The sequence below is a fragment of the Collimonas antrihumi genome (assembly GCF_018304965.1).
GTDB classification, from domain to species: domain Bacteria; phylum Pseudomonadota; class Gammaproteobacteria; order Burkholderiales; family Burkholderiaceae_D; genus Collimonas; species Collimonas antrihumi.
Map to the genome: position 1 here is coordinate 198,570 of NZ_JAGQED010000003.1, position 21,785 is coordinate 220,354.

Here is a 21,785-nt window from a genome sequence, read left to right on the forward strand (position 1 = left end):
ATGGCTTAGCTTAGTAGTCAGGAGGCACCAGGCTGCAGATTTTCTTGTTGTTTTGTGAATAATTTCTTTTAATTATTGAAATGTTAGAAAAATATTCCAATAAATCCTGATTTAAGGCGATTTGTTGCAATAATTTTCCACGTCCAGAATTCTACAATAGACCCAGGTAATCTCGCCGTACAGTTCAGCATGGAGTATTTCTTATGTCTCCCGATAATTCCTCAGGTTCCCCGGCCACGCATGTCGATACGCAGTTGGTGCATTGCGGCCGCGAACCGGCGCGTTTCGCGGGAATGGTCAATACGCCGGTGTTCCGCGGTTCGACCATCATCGCCAACAACCTGGAAGACTGGGAAGCCAGCCGCCAGATTGATAATCCCATGTCCAACTACGGCCGTTTCGGCACGCCAACCACCCGTTCCTTCGAACAGGCGATCGTGACGCTGGAAGGCGGCCACAACTGCCTGGTGTTTCCATCGGGTTTATCTGCCTGTACCCATAGCATCATGGCTTTCGTCAAAAGCGGCGACCATATCCTGATTACCGACAGCGTGTATGGCCCGACCCGGACCTTTGCCGATCGCGTATTGCGTCGCATGGGCGTTGAAGTGGAGTATTTCGACCCCTTGATCGGCGGCGAAATCCGCACCTTGCTGCGGCCGAATACCAGCGTGGTGTTTGTCGAGTCCCCCGGATCGTGGACCTTCGAGGTGCAGAATATTCCGGCCATCGCCGAAGAAGCGCATAAAGTCGGCGCCTACGTGTTGCTCGACAATACCTGGGCCACGCCGCTGTTTTTCAAACCGTTCGAACACGGTGTCGATGTGTCGATCCATGCCGCTACCAAATACATCGTCGGCCATTCCGATGCCTTGCTGGGTGTCGCCAGCGCCAATGAGCGGGCCTGGTGCATCCTCAAGCACGGCGCCCATGATTTCGGCCAGACTGCCGGTCCGGACGATATCTACCTGGCCTTGCGCGGCATGCGCAGCATGGCGGTACGCCTGCGCCAGCATTGGGAGAGCGGTATCCAGCTGGCGGAATATCTGCGCACGCAACCGTTGGTCGAGCGGGTATTGCATCCGGCGTTGCCATCTGATCCTGGCCATAAGCTGTGGAAGCGTGATTTCCTTGGCGCCAGCGGCTTATTCACGGTTGAGTTGAAAGAAGTCGGCCGTCCCGCGCTGTCTAAATTCTTTGAAAGCCTGCAATTGTTTGGCATCGGCTTGTCGTGGGGCGGCTTTGAAAGCCTGGCGTTACCGCTGGACAAGCCGCCTACCCGGGTAGCATCGGCGACGACTTACCAGAATCCCCTGGTGCGGGTGCATGTCGGCCTGGAGCATATCGATGATCTGATGGCCGACATGGGACAGGCTTTCAGATGTATGGAGCAGGCGCTGTAACTGAAGCAGTAACCTAAGCTGCAATCCGGGCGGATTGCATCAGTCCAATCCGACATAATCAAGCGGCAGCGCAGTGGTGTGCTTGATTTGTTCCATCGCGAAGCTGGCGTTGACGTCGAACAACGCGTTCGACTGCGTCAGCTTCTGATATACCGCATCGTAGGCAGCGATGTTCGGTACCACCACCCGCAACAGGTAATCGATGTTGCCGCTCATGCGGTAGAACTCCACCACTTCGGGAATCAGTTTTACGGTGTTGCTGAATTGGGCATACCAGTTGGCGTTGTGCTGATTGGTCTTGATCGAGACGAATACCGTCACGCCGACATTCAGCTTTTCGGCATCCAGCAGCGCCACCCGGCGCAACACCACTCCGTCTTCTTCCAGCTTCTGTATGCGGCGCCAGCACGGCGTCGACGACAGATTGACTTTCTCGGCGATTTCCGCCACCGGCGTGCTGGCGTCTTCTTGCAATATGGCGAGAATTTGTTTGTCTATTTTGTCCATGGTCGGTTTGAATGTAGAGAACGGCCTGCGTCAGTTTTTGGCGGCGAACGTAACACAGTTTGGCACAAATGGCGTGAAAACCAGCACGTTTGACAAGCCATTTGGTGCGACGCGCGCGGCGCCGTTGCATTCCGAATGTTTTGTCTATGCAGTTTGATTGACAACGATGCCGGGCTGGAAGATATTAACGACGCGATATCTATAATATAAATACAAGAAGGAGACACACTTGCAATTATCTTTACCCAAATTCCGCCTGCGCCCGATGGCCCGTGCATTGACTATGGCGACACGCACCGCGGCAGTATTCGGCGCCGGGTTTGTCTTTTGTGCGCCGGCAAGCGCGGCGAATTTTTCCCAGATGGTGTTTTTCGGCGATTCGCTGACCGATAGCGGATATTTTACCGGCGTCGGCAGGCAGCCATCGTTCACCACCAACCCGGATCCGGTCTGGGCGCAAATCGTGGCCCACAAATACGGCGCCACTGCCAATCCCGCCGCAGTGCTGACGCCGTCCGGCGCCCAGCCTGCCGGCGGCACCGATTATGCCGTCGGCGGCGCCCGCGTGACCAGCCAGAACGGCTGGCCGGATGCAGCCACAGCACCTTTGGTGCCGACGGTCACCAGCCAGGTCCGGGGTTATCTGGCCGCTAATCCAAGACTGGACAGTAAGGGCTTGTATGCGGTCTGGGCCGGCGCCAACGATGTGTTCGGCTACACCCAGACGAATATCGCCGGGTTGCTGAATCCGTCGACCCAGCTTGCTACCGCGGTGCAAACCATCCAGCAAGTTACCGGAGAAGCCGGCAATGTGATCGGCCTGGTCAAGCAATTGCAACAAGCCGGTGCCGGCACCGTGATCGTGATCAATTTGCCCGACATCGGCCGCACCCCGCAGGGAGCGTCGATTCCGGCACTGGCCACCTTGTGGACTGCGGCTTCAACCAGTTTCAATACCAGCTTGAATAGCGGCTTGAGTGGCCTGGGCGGCAATATCGTTGCGCTCAACGCCTTCGGCCTGCTGCGTGAAGCTATCGCTAATCCTGGTCTGTACGGCTTTACCAACGTCACCACGCCGGCCTGTACCACCAGTTCTTCGACGTGCACCACATCGACCCTGGTTGCGCCGAATGCCGATAAAACCTATCTGTTTGCCGACGGCGTTCATCCGACCGGCGCCGGCCACGCGATTCTTGCGCAATACATCGAATCGGTATTGCAGGCTCCCGGTCAGATCGGCATGCTGGCAGAAGCGCCGCTGGCTAGCGCTCAAACCTTCACCCGGGTGATCGACGACCGTCTGCGCCTGACACCGCGGGCAGGGCAGGTCGAAGCTTATGCAGCGTACGACAACACCCACCAAAGTCTGGATCACAACGGCAATAATCCCGGCCTGGATGGTTCATCCAACAGCTTGTCGATTGGCGTCGACTACGCGGTCAATCAAAATGTCACGGTCGGCGGCGCTTTCGGCTTTGCGCATAACCGGGCGCATTTCGGCGGCGATACCGGTGGTTTCAAGCTGGATCAAGCCATGCTGTCGGCCTATACCCAATACCGTGACGGCGCCTGGGCGCTTAACGGCCTCGGCATGGTCGGCTCGCTGCAGTATAACGACGTGACGCGTAACATTGCCTTGGGGGCGGCCACCCGCAGCGAGACCGGCAGCACCAATGGCCATCAGTTCTTGTTGCGCATCGGTGGTCAATATGATTTCGACCTTGGCGCAGCGGTCCTCGGTCCGGTCGGCGCCTTGACCTGGCAGCAAGTCCATGTTGGCGGCTATATGGAAAACGGCAACGACAGCACAGCGATGAATTTCCAGTCGCAAAAGCGCAACTCGCTGGTTTCCAGCCTTGGCGCCCAAGTCTCCAGCAAGCTCGCGCTGGGCAAATATACGGTGCAGCCGTTTGCCAAGCTGGCGTGGGAAAAAGAGTTTGAAGACAGCGAGCGCGATGTGCGTGCCAACGTCGTCGGCATGGGCGGCAGCTTCGGTTTGCCAGCGTACATGGGGCCGTCCAATAGCGCACGCCTTGATCTCGGCGCCAGCATTGCATTGGCGACTGATTTCAGCGCTTATGCCAGTTATAGCGGCCAGTTTGCGGGCGGTAACAAGACCAACTCTTTCCAGGTGGGCTTGAAGAAAGCGTTTTAAGAAGGGTGGGCACGTTTTGTGCCCACGCGTTATCTATAAACGTGACCGATGTGTTTGAGGTCCGCGTGGGCACAAAAGCGTGCGCACCCTACGACCTTATTCGGAGGTTTTTGTCGAAGATTTGACCGGCAGCGCCGGCTTATCATCGAAATCGGCCACAGGCAAGCCACTGTCAAGACCCAGGTAGTGTTCGATCAAGCCGAAGAAGCGGTCATAGAACTGGCCGGCTGGAATCGTCTCGCTGGCGACCTTGACCAATGAGTCGGAGGTGCTGCCAATCGGCATCGATACCGAACCCAGCACGCTCAGCCCGACACTGGCGGAGTTGTTGGTTTTCTTGAGCGCGTAACGATCCTGGGTGGCGCTGACAAACAACGTGGTGCTTTTGCCCAGCTTGCCGTTAGGCGCGCACACTACATGGAATTCGATTTCCACGTGCACGTCGCTCTCCGGCTGGAAGTGTTTGTGGCCGTCGACCAGATCGTCCTTGGCCTGCTTGATGATGTAACCCTGGCTCAGCAAGGTGCGACGCGCCGCTTCGCAGGTAGCCGGAGCAGAGGTGGCAAAATCGTGGGAAAAGGTGCTGGTTTCGCTGAATTCCTCGCCTTGATAGACCGTAGGTTTGGTGGTTGAGCAGGCGGCAAGGGCGCCAGCCAGCAAAACCGGTAGCGTGGCGCGCGAAAAGCTGTACATCCTGGACATAAACGAAAACTCCTTGAATCGGCTAAATTAAAGCGGCGGTGGCATTTTAGTCCATCACGCCTTCAATATTCAGCCGATTCGACAGAAGTTCAGGAGTTTCGTTGCAATTGTTCAAGCTTCTTTCGGCCCGCGTACGATTGAATAGTGCTCGGAATTGGCGGTAAGCCAATCTGCAGCCAGTTCCCGGTTGTCATGCTGCCAAGGGTGGAAGTCGCGTTTCAGATACCTGAGCAGAGGGATGGCAGTGAGCCAGACCAGGCCGTGGCGGCCAAAAAAGAAGCGCGCAGCATCGATCCAGGTGCCTGGTTTGAACAAAACCCCGTCATGCCAGAGATTGTTGATGGTTTGCCTGGTTGCCATCACATTAAGACGCGACATGGCAAAAGCATACCAACGCACCCGCTTCTTGTAGCTGCCGCCTAGTGCGCGATACAAGTCGAACGCAACTGCCTTGTGCTCGGTTTCTTCCACCGCATGCCAGCGCCACAGTGTCGCCAGCATCGGGTCTGCGCCTTCCAGCACTGCGGGATAGCGCAAGGTCAGATCGGCCAGCACCGCGGTGTAATGTTCAAAGGCGGCGGTAACGGCCAGCTTGCTGATTTCAGGCACGTTGCGCTTGTTGCCCAAGGCGATCATGTCGGCGGCCCAGTGTTGCCAGTGATTGACCAGGCCTTGTTTTTCCAGTTCGGCGTTGTACAAGGAATGTATCCGGCGGTGGGTGGCTTCCTGGCCGACAAAATCCTGGATGGTGGCGTGCAGGGATGCGTATTTGGCTTCCGCCGGCAAGGAACGGGCGGAGGCGCGCACGGAGTCGATGAACTCTTGTTCTCCGACTGGAAAACTCATCGATAAGGCATTGAAGAATTGCGTGCGGAAAGCTTTGCCCGCCAGCCAGTGGCGCGGGAAGCCTTGCGACAGGTCGACCAATAGTTTTCTTACCATTAACGGATTGGATGTGTTCACGGACTGCCTTTATGGAATAGCGATATCAGGTAAGGATGTTAGGTAACGATGTGATGCATCGACAGAAGTACTATACTGAGCTTTATTCAGTTTTTAAACTCGCAAGTTGCTCAGTTTTTGACAGGTGTCGACATGGCCAAGACCAATCCAGCTTCTTCCTCTGAAATCATGCGTAAACTGCCCACGCAAGAGCGCGCGCAGCGCACCATCGAGACCATTTTCCAGACCACTGCTCACATTTTGGAAAGCGAAGGCGAAGCCGGCCTGACTACCAATAAGGTGGCTGCAAAGGCCGGTTTTTCGATTGGCACCCTGTACCAGTATTTCCCGAGCAAGGAGGCCATACTGACCGCGCTGATCGCGCGCGAGCGGCGGCGCGTGATGGATGAGCTCGATGCATTGATGGAAAGCGCCGAGAACCAGGTAGGCCAGCTCGATCCGAAAACCTTCCTGCGCCAGTTCATCCGCATCAATATCGAAGGTCTAGGCAGCGGCAGAAGCGCAAAGCGCGCGATGATCCGTTTTGCCTGGCAACACGATCATCACGAAGATATTACCCAGGCCCTGCGTGAGACGGCGGAACGGATTGCCATCAGCATGCAAAGAATCCACCATCCAAAGCTGAGGCCGCCCACGCCAGCCATGATGTTCGTGGTTACCCGGGCCGTTATCGGCACCATCCGCAGCGCTTCGCTGGAAAGATCGCCACTGCTCGGCAGTATTGAATTTGAAGATGAACTGGTGCGGCTGGCCTGGGGCATGTTGTCGCAGCAGGATGACTCCTGAAGAGTGCGCGCGATTTAATGCGGGGCGGAGCAAATGCTTATAATGCATGACTACTGTCGCTCCGCCAGCCAAAAATCGATTTAGAAAAACGCGAATGAAATACCCTGCATTACTTTCTTTTCAAGAAGTCCTTCCTCAACTCAAGCAATTCGATGCCATCATCGATGTCCGCAGCCAGTCGGAGTTTGCCGAGGACCATATTCCCGGCGCCATCAACTGTCCGGTGCTGGACGACGCGCAGAGGGTGCAGGTGGGGACCATGTATAAGCAGGTCAATGCATTTGAAGCGAAAAAGTTGGGTGCGGTGCTGGTCGGGCGCAACATTGCGTCACATATCGAAACGCTGTTCCTTGATAAGCCGCGCGAATGGACGCCTTTGGTTTACTGCTGGCGCGGCGGCAACCGCAGCGGCGCCATGGCGCACGTCATGGCAAAAATCGGCTGGCCGGTAGTGCAACTCGATGGCGGTTACCAGACCTACCGCAGATACGTCAACGCCAGCCTGGCCGAGTTGCCGCAGCGCTTCCGGTTCAAGGTGATTTGCGGTCCTACCGGCAGCGGCAAGAGCCGCTTGCTGCAAGTGCTGGCGCAGCAGGGCGCGCAAGTACTCGACCTGGAGCAGATGGCGGCGCATCGCGGTTCGGTGCTGGGCAATCTGCCGGCTGAATTGCAGCCTTCGCAAAAGACTTTCGAGACCCGTATCTGGGATTCGCTGCAGCGATTCGATCCGCAGTATCCGGTATTCGTCGAATCCGAGAGCAAGAAGGTTGGCAATCTGCGGGTGCCGGAAGTGCTGATGGAAATCGTGCGCGGCTCGCCATGTTTTGCGGTTGCGCTGTCGCGGCCGGATCGTGTGCGGCTGCTGTTGGAAGATTATGCCCACTTCGTTACCGATCCCGCTTTGCTGAACACCCAGCTGGCTTGCCTGACTTACGTCCACGGGCGCGAGAAGGTCGCTTACTGGCAGCAGCTGAGCTCATCCGGCCGGATCGAGGAACTGGTTGATGAGCTATTGCTGAAACATTATGATCCCGCCTATGGGCAGTCGATCAAGAGAAATTTCGATCAGTTTTCCGAGGCGCAGATATTGGATCTTCCTGATATTTCGGACAGCACTTTTCAGCGCGTGGCAAGACAGCTGCATCAAGACAAATAAGCCCGGATGAAGCGTATGCTTCATCTACATTCTTACAGATTTCAATTCCAGGATCCCTATGTCCGATCTCGCTGAACCAAACATCAAACTGACTTCCTTTTCACACGGCGGCGGTTGCGGCTGCAAGATCGCGCCGGGGGTGCTGGCGGAAATCCTCAAGAACTCAAACGGCTTCCCGGTGCCGAAAGAATTGATGGTGGGGATTGAAACCGCCGACGATGCCGCCGTCTACAAGCTCAACGACGAACAGGCCTTGATTGCGACCACCGATTTTTTCATGCCCATCGTCGACGATCCGTATGACTTCGGCCGCATCGCCGCTACCAATGCCATTTCGGATGTGTATGCCATGGGCGGCACGCCGATCATGGCGCTGGCCCTGGTCGGCATGCCGATCGACAAATTGCCGGTGGAGGTCATCGGCAAGATTCTACGGGGCGGCGAGTCCATCTGTGCGGAGGCAGGTATCCCGATTGCCGGCGGCCACACCATCGATTCGGTCGAGCCGATCTATGGCTTGGTGGTGCTGGGCCTGGTCCATCCGTCCAAGGTCAAGCGCAACGCCGGCGCCAAGGCGGGCGATAAACTCATATTGGGCAAGCCGATCGGTGTCGGCATTTTGTCGGCGGCATTGAAAAAGGGCAAGCTGGACGCCGCCGGTTATGCAGCACTCATCAGCAACACCACCAAACTGAATAAGCCGGGCCGCTTGTTGTCTGAACTGGCTGGCGTGAACGCGTTGACCGATGTCACCGGTTTTGGATTGCTAGGGCATATGCTGGAACTGGCGCGCGCGGCGAAGTTGTCGGCCAGGCTAGAGATGGGGGCGATCCCCTTGCTGCCGCAAGTGCAGCAACTGGCCGAGCAAGGATATATCACCGGCGCCTCCGGCCGCAACTGGAACGGCTACGCGCACGACGTGACGCTCGCCGACAGCATCACAGCGGTACAGCGCAGTTTGCTGAGCGACCCGCAGACGTCGGGCGGATTGCTGGTTTCTTGTGATCCCGCTGCGGTTGAGCAGGTGCTGGGACTGTTCCGGCGCGAAGGTTTTGCCGATGCTGCTGTCATCGGTGAAATGGCAGCAGGCGGCAATCGTGTGGAAGTCGTTTCCTGACCGGGTTTGGAGTCAAGCGGTTCTGGAAATTCAGGCCCGCTTTCGGAAAAACAGCGTGTCGCCCAGCCATACGGCAAGCATCGTCGCTCCCATCAACGGAAAGATGATGCCCAGGATCGCCATATAACTTTTCCAGCGTGTGATCGACGGCGTCGGCTGCAGTACGCGCTTTGGTGCGCCTATGGAGTTTTGCGGGCGGCGCTTCCACCACATCACGAAACCGGTGACCGCCATTCCCAGCAAGGTTAATGAAATAGTTGCGCAAATCAGCTGGTTCGCCAAGCCGAAATATTCTCCCATATGCAGCGCAACACCCAAGGTCACCAACTTGGAGACAGGGCTGTAATCGGAAAAGCGCAGGTCTTTCATGATTTTTCCGCTGTACTGGTCGATATGCAATGTGCGTTGCCGGTCAAGATCCGAGCGCACGAATTCTCCTGCACCCGGGGCATAGGACGCGGTGAAAACATCGGAGCTCTTTCCGGGCAGCGCGAGCTGATAGGTCTGCATGCCGTTGTGCGCAGCGATCGCCACTACCTGATCAATTGCCAGCGGTTGATGCTGCATGCCATGCGACATCGGCACCGTGGTTGCGCCCACCGCCCACGGAATTTCGGCAAGAGGCAGGTCTTGCATCTTCTTTTGCATCGTTTGCATGTTGGGCATGCTAGCCATTGCACCATGGCCGTCTGCCTGGGTAGCTGCGCTGTGGGCGTGCTCGCTCTTCGCGGCCGCTGGCGGTTGCGCAAAGCTGGCCCAGGTGACGACAGCCTGGAAATTCTTGCCCCAGAAGCTGGACCACGGCAAGCCGCTCATGATGAAGAACACCGCGCCTATCGAGATCCAGATGCCGATCACCAGATGCAGTTCGCGCCAGATGGCCCGGCCGCTCAAACTGAGGCGGGGCAGCAAAGTACCCCACACCGAAAACTGCTTGCGCGGCCACCACAAGGCGATGCCGGTGCCGACCATGATCAGGGTCCAGCAGGCCGCCAGCTCCATCAGCCAGCCGCCCCATCTTCCCAGCAGCAAATCGCGATGGATCTGGCGCACCTGTTTCATCAGCCGGTGCTCGACGCTGAGCGTGCCCAGCACCTGGCCGGTGTACGGATTGAGGTACACGCTGCTGCTGTCGCCGGAAGGCAGGCGAAATACCGCTTCGGTGCTGCGCCTTGGATCCTGGCTGACGGCAATCGAGCTGGCGGTTGCATCCGGCGGCAGCGCGCTGGCGGCGATGCCGAGCAGTTTGTCGTAGCCGAGCCTTGCTTGGGTGCTGGCGGGCACAAACAATTTGTCACCGTAGAGAGCGCTTTCTATCTGCGGTTTGAAGACATAGATTGCACCGGTAATCGCCAGCACGATCAAAAAAGGCATCACGAACAAGCCGGCATAAAAATGCCAGCGCCACAGGATGCGGTAATTGCGGGATGAGACTGAGCCTGTCTCATCCTCCGCTTGTTGCTGATTGATTGTTTGCATGAATGTTCCTTGCCAAAAATAATGGTCCGATCCGGGTTTTTGACCGCTTATAGGCTGATCTTGGCTTCCAGGTACAGCGTCCGGCCCGGGTAGGGGTAATAGACGTAGTAGCGCCGATTGGTCAGGTTGTCGATGCCGAGTCCCAGTTCCGTATTTTTAGTCGGCTTGAACGTCAGCTTGGTGTCGAACACCAGGAAAGAACTGGTGCCGCCGAAGGTGCCCGGATTGATGTCGGTATTGGTCAGCGTGTTGTATTGCCGGCCGGAGTACCGCCCGGCCAGCATCACGTTGGCCTGGTCGTTGATGCGATAACTGCCGACCAGGTTGCTGCGCCACAAAGGAATACGATAAAAATTCTTGCCGACGGTCGCCGGATTCTTGCTGTTCTCCATGATGATCGATCTGGTGTAACCGACACTGGCGCTCAGGTCCAGCCCGCGCAGGAAGACGTCTTCGGCGGAATAGCTGAGTTCTATCCCGCGCGAGCGTACCCGGTCTATGTTCTGGATACTGGTAACGTTGGGGAATACCGTCGTGTTGGTCTGGCTGAACAAGGTGTTCTTCACATCGTCTTCAAACAAAGACATGCGCACTATGCCGTTCAATTGCGACCATTCGGCGCTCAGTTCTTTCGCCAGATCGTTTTCAGGCTTGAGATTCGGGTCGTTGTTGACCAGCGTGGAACCGGTCAGGCTGCCCTGGAACAGTTCGCTGACGGTGGGGAAGCGGTAAGCGCGTCCCGTAGAAAAGCGAATCGTCAGGTCAGATGTAGCCTTATACGATAGTGCCGCCTTGGGCGACCAGTAAGACAGGTTGCGGTTGTCGTAACGCTGGGCCGCAGCTTTGGTCGCACGTGCGCCATCGTAAGCGCGCCAGTCTTCATAGCGTAAACCGTAGGTCAGTTTCCAGAGCGGGCTCATTTGCCAGGCGTCTTGCGCAAACAGCGCCTGGGTTTCAGTCTTGCCGGCAAAGGCATTGTTGAAACCGCCGCCATCGTTGCTGCGCCAGTTGCTCAGGTTGAGCGTGGTATTTTCCAGGAAATAATTATCGTAGTGGTAACCGAAAGTCAGCCAATGGCTGCCGGCGCCGATGGCCGCCGGTTTATAGTCGGCCGCCAGGTCCAGCGTCTTCCAGCCTGAGCCATCGCCATAGGTGGCGACACCGCTGAGATTGCTGGTCAGCCCGCTGCTGGCGGATCTGGAAATGCTCTTTGATACATCGAAATACGATGCGATGGCCGAGTAGTTCCAGCCGCTGGCATTACGGGTTTTCAGCGTCAGGCCGTACAACTGGTTCTCGCTTTCGCTGGCCGCCGGCGCAAAGAAGGATGCCGGCAGGTTGTATTGATAGCCGTCGATATTGACCAGGCCCGAATACACCGGATTGCCCTTGGCGTCGCGCAAGAAGGTCTGGGTGCTGTTGCTGACCTGCTGGCGCCAGTAGCCGAAAGTGAAGCCGGCCTGCACCGCCGGCGTTATATCGTAGACAGCCTTGAACTTGAACAGATCCTTCACCGCGCGTTCGGCACCCTCGGCATTGACGCCGAAGATGGTGGCGGGAGCGCCGTTAGGATCGGTATATGGGTAGGCGCCAGTGACCGGAACCGCAGCGGCAGTCGCAACCTTGGTGGAACGCGGCTGGCTGGCATAGACAAACGGCTGGCCGGCATTGCTGAGGTGGTCTATGCCGAGCAGGAAGGACAAGTCGCCGACCTTGTTGCCGATCGCCGCCGTGCTCTTGTTACCGTCGAAATGACCGTTGACGCCGAACAGGTTGAATTGCTGGCTGAAGACCTGGGCCTTGGCCATTGCTTCCAGTTTGGTCGGCATCTTGGTGGTGATCGCTACCGTCGCCCCCATGGAGTTGCCCGGGTACAGAGCAGAAAATGGGCCGTAGATCACATCCACCTGCGCAATATCTTCCGGAAAAACCATGGACCAGCGCGGTGGAAAGCTATGGGTATTGCCCATGAAATTGCTAAGCAACAGGCCGTCGGCATACACCAGGCTGCGCGCGGTTTGCGAAGTGCCGTTGCCGCGCACCGAGATCGTGGCATTCTCATCGCCGATAAAGCGTTTGCGAATCGCCATGTTCGGCATGTATTTCAAGGCGTCTTCGGTATTGATGACGTTGAGATTTTCTAACTGCGACGCGGTGATGCGTTCGCTGCTGGCGGGCAGGTTGGGATCAAGCACCCGCTTTTCCCTGGCGCCGGTGACGAACACGTTGTGGAGCACTTCGTGGGCCGCATGGCCATCATCCTCGGCCGCCCATGCGCCTTGCGACAGCACGGGCAGGGCGAGCATGAGGGAGAGCGGCAGTGGCCGCAGCGCTGTAGATAATCGGGATGCGTGGTGTAAAAAATGTGGTGATGATAAATAACGGCGCGTCGAAACGCTCTTGGTTTGCGCGAGCAAATCAAACATGAATTCCCCTGGACTTCAAACGATAATCGTCCCCGGATTGCAGGCGCAACCGGAGATAGACGGCTTCTCAGATGCCGGTAATGGAAATCAGGAAAGCGTCAGGGGAGGGTCGAGCGGGTGAGTCTGTCCGCGAAACGGACGTGGTGGAATGTAGCTGTATAGCGGCAAGCCGGCATGTGTGGAAACTGTAGCACTTATCGGCAACAAGTCGAAAGAAACAGCCGGCGGCGGGCTATTGGCCAGCAGAGTGCAGTAGCCGCAGGCGTTCCAGTGATCGGGGTTCGGCGCGGAAGACTTGCCGCTGTCAGACGGGCCGGCATGCACCAGTCCGGCCGCGGTGCAGATGTCGTTGTATATCTGTATCGTTCCAGCCGCCTTGAGGGACTGTGAAACCGTCGGCATGAGGATACCCAGCCAGATGGCAAACAGGCAGGCCCAGACAACGAGTTTTTGACGGCGGATACGTAACATGGATGATTTACGAGGGTTTCAGCACCGAAGAGATGAGGTGCGGGGCGAATTATATCGCGACGGCAATAAGTAGGCTATATGGAAAGATCACGTCAGCTTAGGCGAGCCGAAGCTGACGGTCATGTTTCGCAAAAAAGCAGTCTGCCAACGCTTGATGTGTGTGACCGAGGGAAAGGCGCAGCCTGTTGACGGTCAGTTCGACCGAAGGGTATGCCCGTTGGTGCCTCAGGTCTTCTCCGGCATCGCGGAAGAGTGGTGGCTTGTAATCAACCACTGCTTTCCATCCCACTTGTAGGTGTATGTGTAGCGAGCCTTGACTTGCGCACCCGTAGTACCAAAGGTGAACGTATAGAGTCCGGCGTCAACCGCAGTATTACAGCCAATTTCTATTGTTCTCGAGTCGATCTTTCCTGCGGGCTTGTTTTCAAGGAAGTGCTGGAAGTAATCCACCTTCTCGGCCTGGGTTAGCCGCGGTTTGTTCGATACAGTGGCGAGAAGGACGGAGCGCTCGGCATAATTGGCGGCAACTTTGTGCGGGTCGCCGGTTTGCAGCGAGCTATTCCATCGGTCAAACAAGGCTGAGATTTCCTGCTCATTGGTCGCCTTGCAAACTTCCGTGTGCGCTGTCATGGATCCGGAGTCCGATGGGGCTGAGGCGCAGCCCGCGAGAACTGCGGCAAGAACTGCTGACAGGATAGAGATGTTCCTCATTTGCGATCCTCCAGTGGTGATCGAAAAACGGCCCGGACATCGTCCAGAAAATGACAACCTCCGCCAATTGCCAAACAAGCCTACTAAATATAGGACGTGGCCAGTGGATTGCCAAGTAACGGGGCGAAATTGCCTATCAATATCAATGCTGGAGGGTAATCTCTCGCTCGAATTTGCGCATAGTAGTAAGTAGGTCGCATATCAAGCACAGGATTATCGTAATATTCTTGTGTATATATCGATTGGCGAACTTAGGCACTAAGCTGCTCTTAGCCCCTGTCCTGCCAACGATGTCCCGATACGGCGGAGCGCCTGCAGCAGAAACATTGGAGCGAATATACCTACCGTTAGCCCCTATGGGTAATGCCGTTAAGTCAAGGTTACCGGTTATAGCGCTTGGCACGTCATGCCCGCGAACGCGGGAATCCATTTTAACCACCATGCTCTGCAACATGGATCCCCGCGTTCGCGGGGACGACGGAATGACCGCATTGGTCCATCTAAAGAATACCGTTCGTGGCTTAACTTAACGGCATTAGGAACTGGCGAATGATTTTCGCTTTTGATGGTATTGATGCGATTCTTGTTGATTATCGCGGCTATCACTGATTTTTACGGAGGTTTATATGACTCGAATGCACAACCCGCACACCCTGGCGAGGTATTAAGAGAGTACTTGGGCGACGTGACGGTGACGGACGCGGCCACCCGTCTTGGCGTTGGTCGCGTCACGCTTCAACGCATCGTTACCGGCGCTGCGGGGATTTCTCCTGACATGGCGTATCGCCTTGGTGCTGCCTTTGGCACCAGCCCTGAACTGTGGGCAGGAATGCAGCTGCAATACGATTTACACCAGGCAGGTAAGGTCAAGCGACCGAAGATCGAGCCCATCGCAGCGTAGCGTACGGCCAGTGACTGACTGATCCGCTCGTAGAAGGAGGGGGCTCGCAGTGTGAAACCCCGCAGTTCTTTCTATCCAGCCTCCGGCGCGCTCAGTAGCGGACACTTCAACGCCACTCGTCTCAGCAATTCTCGGCTTCACGATGATGGAAGTCGTCTTCGGCGTCTTGCAGTGCATGCCGGTGCATAGCGGGCTGGCCCGGCCGGGTCCGGTCGCTGCCGGGACCTGGCCGGGCAGTAATGCGCTAGATATATTTGTACTGCGGCTCCGGCTTGACAATCAGCTGTTGCAGCGAGGCGATCAGATCGGCAAAGCGCTGGCCCTGGACCGTGACGTGCTGGCGTAGCAAGTCGGCAGTCAGTTCGCTGTCGCCGGCGATGATGGCTTGCACTACGCCGTCATGCTCCTGGTACGAGGCATTCAAGCGATCGCGCACTCGCAGTTGCAGCCGTCGATATGGCCGCAGCCTGCGTTGCAGCGACTGCGCCTGGGCCACCAGGAAGGCGTTATGGCTGCCTTCATAGATGGCGCCATGGAAGGCTTCGTTCTTGTAGAAATAGATGTCGGGATCGTGCGCATCGCGCGCTTCCATGCAGGCCTGATGCGCCGCCAGCAGGCTGGCGTGTTCTTCGCTGGACATCCTGCGCGCCGCCAGGCGTCCGCACATGGCTTCCAGTTCCGCCATCACCTCAAACATTTCCACCAGCTGGCGTGGACCGATTTCGGCAACCACGGTGCCGCGCCGCGGGCGGGTCACTACGATGCCCATCGAAGCCAGCTGGATCAACGCCTCCCGCACAGGAGTGCGGGACACGCCGAACTTGATGGCCAGGTCGGTTTCATCGAGATGCTGGCCTGGGCGAAACTCACCAACTGCAATCATTTCTTCGATGGTTTCGCGTAGCGATTCCGAGCGATTTTTTGTCGTGAGCATAATTTGGCCGTTTCTGGGATTATGTGTATCCGAGATTTGATTGTAAAGCGTATTTATTCGTTGACATGAAAATGTTTTATGGAATATTGTGTATACAAGGAAATGAAAGAAGAATACATAGCATCTATCTTCAGCAATAATGGCGTGAAAAGTAGCTAAAACTGTATCGATAATTTTTCCAACAGAGGAGTGGAGATATGCCTTTAATCAGCAGAAGAGCGGTGCTGGGCGCGCTAGCGAGCACACCGTTCTGGTCAATGCCGTCAGTCTGGGCGCAGTCGAGCGCCCTGAAAATTTCGCACCAATTTCCCGGCGGGACAATCAGCGAAGGCGACTTCCGTGATCGCCTGACCCGCGTGTTCGCCGCTGAAGTCGGCAAGCGCACCAACGGCAGCCTGAAGTTCGAAATCTATCCCGGCTCTTCATTGATGAAGACCAACTCCCAATTCTCTGCAATGCGTAAAGGCGCCCTGGATTTTTCCCTGGTGCCGCTTAACTACGCCGGTGGCGAAGTCCCGGAAGTGAACATCGGCCTGATGCCTGGCCTGGTGACTTCGTATGAGCAAGGCGCGGCCTGGAAGAATGCGGAAGTCGGCAAGGAATTGTCGCGCATCCTGCTGGAAAAGGGTGTCATCATCGTCAGCTGGATCTGGCAGGCCGGCGGTGTGGCGTCCCGCACCAAGCCGATCGTCGATCCTTCCGACGTCAAGGGACTGAAGGTACGCGGCGGTTCGCGTGAAATGGATTTGATCTTGAAAGAAGCCGGCGCTGCAGTCGTGACGCTGCCTTCCAACGAAATCTATGCGGCGATGCAGACCGGGGCGATGGATGCCGCCATGACGTCATCTACCTCGCTGATTTCCTTCCGTCTGGAAGAAGTTTCCAAGAGCCTGACCAGCGGCCGCGATAAGGCCTATTGGTATATGTTGGAACCTTTGATGATTTCCAAGGCGACCTTCGACCGTCTCACCAAGGAACAGCAGGTAGCGGTGATGGCCGTCGGCGCCGACATGGAGAAGTTTGCCCTTGACGCTGCGCGGCTCGATGATTCCGGTGTGGCTGCGGTCTATCAAAAAGCCGGCGCCAAAGTAGTCGACTTGAACGCTGCGACCGTCAAGAAGTGGCAGGACATCGCACGTACTACAGCGTGGAAGGACTACGCTGCAAGAAACGATAACTGCGCAAAATTGCTGAAACTGGCTGAGAAACTCCTATGAGCCACGGCTTCGACGCGAAGCCGACCGCCGGACCCGTCTTGCCTGCCATGCCGGATAATCCGGTAGTGGCGGTCCTGGCCGGCGTCCTCGAACGCTTCAATAAGCTGGCGCTGTATCTTTCCATGGCAGCGCTGATGCTGACGGCGCTGATCATGACTTATTCAGTGGTCGCGCGCTATTTCTTTCATGTTCCTACCGACTGGCAGGACGACGCCACGGTATTCATGCTGGTCGGCGTGATTTTCCTGTGTGCCGGTTATGCCCAATCGTATCGCGGCCACATCGGCATCGAAGCCTTGTCCTCGATACTGCCGGCCGGGGTGAACGCCGTGCGCTTGCTGCTGGTTGATGTGATCTCTTTCCTGTTCTGCGGATTCTTTTCATGGAAATCATGGACGCTGTTCCATGAAGCATGGTCGGAAGGCCAGACTACCTCATCCACCTTTGCACCGCCATTGTGGATTCCCTATTCGCTGATGGCGCTTGGCATGACGGTACTGACCTTGCAGATACTGGTGCAAGTGTTGACACGCCTGACTGACCGCGGCACTGCTGCTAATCCTAAAACTGTCTCCGGAGAGCAATGAGTCCGCTTACCTTGGGTGTCTTGTACGGTATCGTCACGATTGTCGTGATGTGTTCCGGCATGCCGATTGCGTTCGCGCTCGGTGTCGTCGCGACTGGTTTCATGTACTTCTTCATGCCTGCGTCCTCGCTCGATACGATTACACAGAACGTCTACGAGGAAATTGCCTCGGTCACCTTGCTGTCGATTCCGCTGTTCATCTTGAAGGGGGCGGCTATCGGTAAATCGCCGGCCGGGCGCGATCTGTATTCGGCGATCCATGCCTGGCTGAGCCGGGTGCCGGGCGGCCTCGGCATCGCCAACGTCTTTGCCTGCGCGTTGTTTGCAGCAATGGCCGGTTCTTCGCCTGCAACTTGTTCGGCGATCGGTTCTGCCGGTATTCCGGAAATGCGGCGGCGCGGTTATTCGCCGGGCTTTGCCGCCGGCATCATCGCTGCCGGCGGTACGCTCGGCATCTTGCTGCCGCCTTCGATCACCATGATCCTGTACGCGGTGGCGTCGGAGCAATCGCTGGGCCGGCTGTTCCTGGCCGGTGTCGGTCCTGGCGTACTGCTGGTGGTCCTGTTTGCCGGTTATGCCGTGTACCGGGCGCGCAAGGAATACCGGATCGCCCATGCCATCTACAGCGAGGGCGGCGCCAAGTCAGCCTATCTGGACGACGAGCATTTCACCCTTGCGCAAAAAGTTGAAATGCTGCCGCGCGTGCTGCCTTTCCTGATTTTGCTGATCGGCGTGATGATTGCCTTGTACGGCGGTTTTGCCACGCCATCCGAGACCGCCGGCCTTGGCGCATTGCTGGCGATCGTGCTGATCGCGGTGGTGTACCGCATGTGGCGGCCAAGCGACCTGATGCCGTACCTGAATTCGACCATCAAGGAATCCTGCATGCTGCTGCTGATTATCGGCATGTCCTTGCTGTATTCCTATGTCATGAGTTACCTGCATATCAGCCAGTCGGCGGCGCAATGGGTGGTCGCCCTGCATCTGTCGAAATGGCTGCTGCTGGCGGTGATCTTGGTGATGGTGATCGTGCTTGGTTTTTTCCTGCCGCCGGTATCGATCATCCTGATGACCGCACCGATCATCTTGCCGCCGCTGCGCGAAGCAGGGTTCGACCTGATCTGGTTCGGCGTGGTGATGACGGTGGTGATGGAAATGGGTTTGATTCATCCACCGGTAGGTTTGAACCTGTTTGTCATCAAGAACATTGCGCCCGATATTCCATTATCGGATGTGATCAAAGGCACGTTGCCGTTCTTGCTGCTGATGTTCCTGGCGATCATCCTGCTTTGCCTGTTCCCCGGCATTGTCACCGGATTGCCTGATATGTTGATGGGAGTAAGGTAATGGACGGGCGGCGCTGGGATTTACGCAATACTAATCGCGAACAGCGCCTGCAGCGCGCCGCCAACGTTCTTGGCAGCGCCTGCAAAGGCAAACTGGTAGACACCGGACGGATTGCGGATTTGCTGTACAGCGTACTGGAATCCGGCGACCGGGTTTGCCTGGAGGGGAATAACCAGAAACAGGCCGATTTCCTGGCCAAGGCCCTGGCTAAACTCGATTCCGGCCGTATCAGCGGCCTGCACATGCTGCTGTCGGTGCTGGCCTTGCCGGAACACCTGGATGTGTTTGAAAACGGTGTCGCCGAGCGTCTGGATTTTTCCTTTTCCGGACCACAGGCGGTGCGCCTGGCCAGGCTGGTGGCGGCTGGCAAGCTGAATATCGGCGCGATCCATACCTATCTGGAATTGTTCGGCCGCTACTTTGTCGACCTGACGCCGCGGGTGGCCCTGGTCGCGGCGCAGGCGGCGGACCGCCACGGCAATCTCTACACCGGGCCGAATACCGAAGACACGCCGGCGATTGTCGAAGCCACTGCCTTCAGCGGCGGCATCGTGATCGCCCAGGTCAACCAGATAGTCGATGTGCTGCCGCGCGTGGATATTCCGGCGGACTGGGTCAGCTTCGTGGTGGAAGCGCCGACCCCGCACTATATCGAACCATTGTTTACCCGCGATCCGGCGCAGATATCCGAGATCCAGGTCCTGATGGCGATGATGGCGATCAAGGGAATTTATGCTGAATACCAGGTGCAGCGTCTGAACCACGGCATCGGTTTCGACACTGCCGCGATTGAACTGATTTTGCCGACCTATGCGGCATCGCTGGGTTTGAAAGGCAAGATCTGCAAGCACTGGGCGCTTAATCCGCATCCGGCGTTGATCCCGGCGATCGAAGCCGGTTTTGTCGAGTCTGTCCATTCCTTCGGTTCCGAACTCGGCATGGAAGAGTACATCCGTGCCCGGTCGGACGTTTTCTTTGTCGGCAGCGACGGCTCCATGCGCAGCAACCGCGCTTTCAGCCAGATGGCCGGTCACTATGCCTGCGACATGTTCATCGGCTCGACTCTGCAAATCGATTTACAGGGTAATTCATCGACCGCGACCGCCGGCCGCATCGCCGGTTTCGGCGGCGCGCCGAACATGGGCGCCGATGCACGCGGCCGGCGCCATGCCAGCCCGGCCTGGCTGAAAGCCGGACGCCAGGCGCGCGAAGGCAAGAACCAGATCCCGCGCGGACAAAAGCTGGTGGTGCAAATTGTCGAGACGTTCCGCGAGCACATGCAGCCGGCATTCGTCGAGCGGCTGGATGCCTGGGAACTGGCTGAACAAGCCGATATGGCGATTCCGCCGGTGATGATTTATGGCGATGACGTGAGCCACATCCTGACCGAAGAAGGACTAGCCAATCTGCTGTTATGCCGCAGCGACGAAGAACGCGAGCAGGCGGTGCGCGGGGTTGCCGGCTATACCCCGGTCGGGCTGGGGCGCGACAAACGCATGGTCGAGAACTTGCGTGATCGCGGGATTATCCGGCGGCCTGAAGATCTCGGCATCGATAAGCGGCTGGCGACGCGCGACTTGCTGGCGGCGAAAAGCATGAAAGATCTGGTGCGTGCCTCGGGCGGTTTGTATAGTCCGCCAAGGCGCTTCAGGAACTGGTAAAGACGGCTGCAGCAAAGAGTTGGTGCAATAAGCTGGTGAATGGAGGTCTTGTGGAAACTTTGAATTTTCGTTTTGAGCACGGTAAGCACCGGCTTCCGCCCGCTGCCCAGCTGTCCGGCGTGGTCAGTTCGGGTAACTTGGAAGTGCTGGTCGAACCGGCCGCGCTGAACGGCGCCTGCACGATTGAAATCAGGACTGCGGCGCGCGGATTCGGCGCTATCTGGGAAGCCGTGCTGGGCGATTTCCAGGAGCGCTGGCAACTGGCCGACGCCCGTATCGCGATCAATGACATGGGGGCCACCCCGGCGGTGGTCAGCTTGCGCCTGGATCAGGCGTTGCAGGCAATGACAGGGAACACGCCATGAGCAGCTACCTGGAAGCGAACGCGCGCGAGCGCTTGTTTGCGGTGCTGGATGTCGACAGTTTTCATGAATTCCTGCCGCCAGCGCTAAGGATTGTCAGCCCGCATTTGGGCCAGCTGGACGCGCCGGTGTCGTTCGACGATGGCGTGGTGATCGGCCAGGGACGGCTGCACGGCGAGTGCGTATTCGTAGCGGCGCAAGAGGGCGGTTTCATGGGCGGCGCGGTGGGCGAGGTGCATGGCGCCAAGCTCACCGGTTTGTTGCAACGCGCTCTGCGGGACCGCCCGTATGCCGTGCTGCTGTTGCTGGAAACCGGCGGCGTGCGTCTGCATGAAGCCAACGCCGGGCTGATTGCCGTGTCTGAAGTCATGCGCGCCTTGCTTGGGGTACGCGCTGCCGGTATTCCAGTGATTGTGCTGGTCGGCGGTTCCAACGGTTGCTTCGGCGGCATGGGCATCGTCGCCCGCTGCGCCAATGCGATCGTGATGTCGGAAGAAGGGCGGCTGGCGATGTCGGGGCCGGAGGTGATAGAGACGGCTAACGGCGTCGAAGAATTCGATTCGCGCGACCGTGCGCTGGTATGGCGCACCAGCGGCGGCAAGCATCGTTATTTGCTTGGCGATTGCCAGATGCTGGTGGCCGACAGCAACGCCGCGTTTCGACAGGCAGCGTTCGACCTGGCGCAAGAATCCCATGCCAACGCCGGTAATATTCCCTTGACGCTGGCGGCGTTGGAAGCAGAACAGCAATTTTTACAGAACCGTATCGTCCGCTTTGGCGCCGCTGCCGATCCGCTCGATATCTGGAGTGGAATCGGCGTGGTTGATGCCAACCAGCTGCCGATGCTGGAAGCGGATGCTTTCGTTGCCGCTACTGCCGAATTGCGGCTGGGAGTTTGAAC

20 protein-coding genes are annotated in these 21,785 nt (G+C 57.4%); 12 read left to right on the top strand and 8 right to left on the bottom strand.

The window, feature by feature from the left end; all coding sequences use genetic code 11:
- Nucleotides 1-203 precede the first annotated feature (203 nt).
- Nucleotides 204-1,403, top strand: coding sequence for a cystathionine beta-lyase (gene metC / locus KHU29_RS04925; protein WP_211451564.1), 1,200 nt, complete (start codon nt 204-206; stop codon nt 1,401-1,403).
- 39 nt (nt 1,404-1,442) lie between these two features.
- On the opposite strand, the gene KHU29_RS04930 is transcribed toward metC, so the two are convergent.
- Nucleotides 1,443-1,910: an Lrp/AsnC family transcriptional regulator gene (locus tag KHU29_RS04930; protein WP_092414362.1), complete on the bottom strand. Its 468-nt coding sequence runs from the start codon at nt 1,908-1,910 to the stop codon at nt 1,443-1,445.
- 229 nt (nt 1,911-2,139) lie between these two features.
- Here KHU29_RS04930 and KHU29_RS04935 point away from each other — a divergent pair, with 229 nt between their 5' ends.
- Nucleotides 2,140-4,065, top strand: coding sequence for an autotransporter outer membrane beta-barrel domain-containing protein (locus tag KHU29_RS04935; RefSeq protein ID WP_211451565.1), 1,926 nt, complete (start codon nt 2,140-2,142; stop codon nt 4,063-4,065).
- Between the two features lie 96 nt (nt 4,066-4,161).
- On the opposite strand, the gene KHU29_RS04940 is transcribed toward KHU29_RS04935, so the two are convergent.
- Both KHU29_RS04940 and KHU29_RS04945 read right to left on the bottom strand, forming a co-directional pair.
- Nucleotides 4,162-4,767 carry a DUF2242 domain-containing protein gene (locus KHU29_RS04940; protein WP_211451566.1) on the bottom strand — a complete coding sequence of 202 codons (606 nt, stop codon included), beginning with the start codon at nt 4,765-4,767 and terminating at the stop codon, nt 4,162-4,164.
- Between the two features lie 111 nt (nt 4,768-4,878).
- Nucleotides 4,879-5,709 carry a metal-dependent hydrolase gene (locus KHU29_RS04945; protein WP_211451567.1) on the bottom strand — a complete coding sequence of 277 codons (831 nt, stop codon included), beginning with the start codon at nt 5,707-5,709 and terminating at the stop codon, nt 4,879-4,881.
- Nucleotides 5,710-5,862: 153 nt separating this feature from the next.
- Between KHU29_RS04945 and KHU29_RS04950 the strand changes: the two genes are divergently transcribed.
- The 3 genes from KHU29_RS04950 (at nt 5,863) to selD (ending at nt 8,789) form a co-directional block, all read left to right on the top strand.
- Nucleotides 5,863-6,516: a TetR/AcrR family transcriptional regulator gene (locus tag KHU29_RS04950; protein WP_246541502.1), complete on the top strand. Its 654-nt coding sequence runs from the start codon at nt 5,863-5,865 to the stop codon at nt 6,514-6,516.
- A gap of 94 nt (nt 6,517-6,610) precedes the next feature.
- Nucleotides 6,611-7,672, top strand: a complete 1,062-nt coding sequence (gene mnmH, locus KHU29_RS04955) for a tRNA 2-selenouridine(34) synthase MnmH (RefSeq protein ID WP_211451569.1) — start codon at nt 6,611-6,613, stop codon at nt 7,670-7,672.
- A 58-nt stretch (nt 7,673-7,730) separates the two neighbouring features.
- A complete protein-coding gene (selD, locus tag KHU29_RS04960) occupies nt 7,731-8,789 on the top strand; it encodes a selenide, water dikinase SelD (RefSeq protein WP_211451570.1) in 1,059 nt (352 codons plus the stop codon).
- 30 nt (nt 8,790-8,819) lie between these two features.
- Here the strand turns inward: selD and KHU29_RS04965 are convergent, their stop codons facing one another.
- The 4 genes from KHU29_RS04965 to KHU29_RS04980 all read right to left on the bottom strand — a co-directional run bounded on the left by KHU29_RS04965 (nt 8,820) and on the right by KHU29_RS04980 (nt 13,876).
- Complete coding sequence (locus KHU29_RS04965; protein ID WP_211451571.1) at nt 8,820-10,268, bottom strand: PepSY-associated TM helix domain-containing protein; 1,449 nt, start codon at nt 10,266-10,268, stop codon at nt 8,820-8,822.
- A 47-nt stretch (nt 10,269-10,315) separates the two neighbouring features.
- A complete protein-coding gene (locus KHU29_RS04970; RefSeq protein WP_211451572.1) occupies nt 10,316-12,574 on the bottom strand; it encodes a TonB-dependent receptor in 2,259 nt (752 codons plus the stop codon).
- Nucleotides 12,575-12,781: 207 nt separating this feature from the next.
- On the bottom strand, nt 12,782-13,165 hold the full coding sequence (locus tag KHU29_RS04975; RefSeq protein ID WP_211451573.1) for a DUF2946 domain-containing protein: 384 nt from the start codon (nt 13,163-13,165) through the stop codon (nt 12,782-12,784).
- A gap of 225 nt (nt 13,166-13,390) precedes the next feature.
- On the bottom strand, nt 13,391-13,876 hold the full coding sequence (locus tag KHU29_RS04980) for an SgcJ/EcaC family oxidoreductase (protein ID WP_211451574.1): 486 nt from the start codon (nt 13,874-13,876) through the stop codon (nt 13,391-13,393).
- Between the two features lie 565 nt (nt 13,877-14,441).
- On the opposite strand from KHU29_RS04980, the gene KHU29_RS04985 reads away from it, so the two are divergent.
- On the top strand, nt 14,442-14,777 hold the full coding sequence (locus tag KHU29_RS04985; protein WP_246541529.1) for a HigA family addiction module antitoxin: 336 nt from the start codon (nt 14,442-14,444) through the stop codon (nt 14,775-14,777).
- Nucleotides 14,778-15,021: 244 nt separating this feature from the next.
- Here the strand turns inward: KHU29_RS04985 and KHU29_RS04990 are convergent, their stop codons facing one another.
- Nucleotides 15,022-15,711 (bottom strand): GntR family transcriptional regulator, encoded by a 690-nt coding sequence (locus tag KHU29_RS04990; protein ID WP_211451575.1) that lies wholly within the window; start codon nt 15,709-15,711, stop codon nt 15,022-15,024.
- 197 nt (nt 15,712-15,908) lie between these two features.
- On the opposite strand from KHU29_RS04990, the gene dctP reads away from it, so the two are divergent.
- From dctP to KHU29_RS05020, 6 genes are read left to right on the top strand one after another with little or no spacing between them, the layout of a single operon-like run.
- The gene (dctP, locus tag KHU29_RS04995; RefSeq protein WP_211451576.1) at nt 15,909-16,928 is read left to right on the top strand and encodes a TRAP transporter substrate-binding protein DctP; all 1,020 of its coding nucleotides are present in this window, start codon (nt 15,909-15,911) and stop codon (nt 16,926-16,928) included.
- Nucleotides 16,925-17,515: a TRAP transporter small permease gene (locus tag KHU29_RS05000; RefSeq protein ID WP_211451577.1), complete on the top strand. Its 591-nt coding sequence runs from the start codon at nt 16,925-16,927 to the stop codon at nt 17,513-17,515. The genes dctP and KHU29_RS05000 overlap by 4 nt, the downstream gene beginning before the upstream one ends.
- A complete protein-coding gene (locus tag KHU29_RS05005; protein WP_211451578.1) occupies nt 17,512-18,861 on the top strand; it encodes a TRAP transporter large permease in 1,350 nt (449 codons plus the stop codon). Before KHU29_RS05000 ends, KHU29_RS05005 begins: the two co-directional genes overlap by 4 nt.
- Nucleotides 18,861-20,522 carry a malonate decarboxylase subunit alpha gene (gene mdcA, locus KHU29_RS05010; RefSeq protein ID WP_211451579.1) on the top strand — a complete coding sequence of 554 codons (1,662 nt, stop codon included), beginning with the start codon at nt 18,861-18,863 and terminating at the stop codon, nt 20,520-20,522. Before KHU29_RS05005 ends, mdcA begins: the two co-directional genes overlap by 1 nt.
- Before the next feature lie 50 nt (nt 20,523-20,572).
- Complete coding sequence (gene mdcC, locus KHU29_RS05015) at nt 20,573-20,887, top strand: malonate decarboxylase acyl carrier protein (protein WP_211451580.1); 315 nt, start codon at nt 20,573-20,575, stop codon at nt 20,885-20,887.
- Entirely contained in the window at nt 20,884-21,783 is a 900-nt protein-coding gene (locus KHU29_RS05020; RefSeq protein ID WP_211451581.1) for a biotin-independent malonate decarboxylase subunit beta, read from the top strand. The genes mdcC and KHU29_RS05020 overlap by 4 nt, the downstream gene beginning before the upstream one ends.
- Nucleotides 21,784-21,785 lie beyond the last annotated feature (2 nt).

Coding starts and splice junctions, on each gene's coding strand:
- KHU29_RS05005 (WP_211451578.1), top strand. CDS start 17,512: ATGAGTCCGCTTACCTTGGGTGTCTTGTACGGTATCGTCACGATTGTC.
- mdcA (WP_211451579.1), top strand. CDS start 18,861: ATGGACGGGCGGCGCTGGGATTTACGCAATACTAATCGCGAACAGCGC.
- KHU29_RS04975 (WP_211451573.1), bottom strand. CDS start 13,165: ATGTTACGTATCCGCCGTCAAAAACTCGTTGTCTGGGCCTGCCTGTTT.
- KHU29_RS04930 (WP_092414362.1), bottom strand. CDS start 1,910: ATGGACAAAATAGACAAACAAATTCTCGCCATATTGCAAGAAGACGCC.
- KHU29_RS05020 (WP_211451581.1), top strand. CDS start 20,884: ATGAGCAGCTACCTGGAAGCGAACGCGCGCGAGCGCTTGTTTGCGGTG.
- metC (WP_211451564.1), top strand. CDS start 204: ATGTCTCCCGATAATTCCTCAGGTTCCCCGGCCACGCATGTCGATACG.
- KHU29_RS04985 (WP_246541529.1), top strand. CDS start 14,442: ATGGTATTGATGCGATTCTTGTTGATTATCGCGGCTATCACTGATTTT.
- KHU29_RS04980 (WP_211451574.1), bottom strand. CDS start 13,876: ATGAGGAACATCTCTATCCTGTCAGCAGTTCTTGCCGCAGTTCTCGCG.
- KHU29_RS04990 (WP_211451575.1), bottom strand. CDS start 15,711: ATGCTCACGACAAAAAATCGCTCGGAATCGCTACGCGAAACCATCGAA.
- KHU29_RS04970 (WP_211451572.1), bottom strand. CDS start 12,574: ATGCTCGCCCTGCCCGTGCTGTCGCAAGGCGCATGGGCGGCCGAGGAT.
- mnmH (WP_211451569.1), top strand. CDS start 6,611: ATGAAATACCCTGCATTACTTTCTTTTCAAGAAGTCCTTCCTCAACTC.
- KHU29_RS04940 (WP_211451566.1), bottom strand. CDS start 4,767: ATGTCCAGGATGTACAGCTTTTCGCGCGCCACGCTACCGGTTTTGCTG.
- KHU29_RS04945 (WP_211451567.1), bottom strand. CDS start 5,709: ATGGTAAGAAAACTATTGGTCGACCTGTCGCAAGGCTTCCCGCGCCAC.
- KHU29_RS04950 (WP_246541502.1), top strand. CDS start 5,863: ATGGCCAAGACCAATCCAGCTTCTTCCTCTGAAATCATGCGTAAACTG.
- KHU29_RS04965 (WP_211451571.1), bottom strand. CDS start 10,268: ATGCAAACAATCAATCAGCAACAAGCGGAGGATGAGACAGGCTCAGTC.
- selD (WP_211451570.1), top strand. CDS start 7,731: ATGTCCGATCTCGCTGAACCAAACATCAAACTGACTTCCTTTTCACAC.
- dctP (WP_211451576.1), top strand. CDS start 15,909: ATGCCTTTAATCAGCAGAAGAGCGGTGCTGGGCGCGCTAGCGAGCACA.
- KHU29_RS05000 (WP_211451577.1), top strand. CDS start 16,925: ATGAGCCACGGCTTCGACGCGAAGCCGACCGCCGGACCCGTCTTGCCT.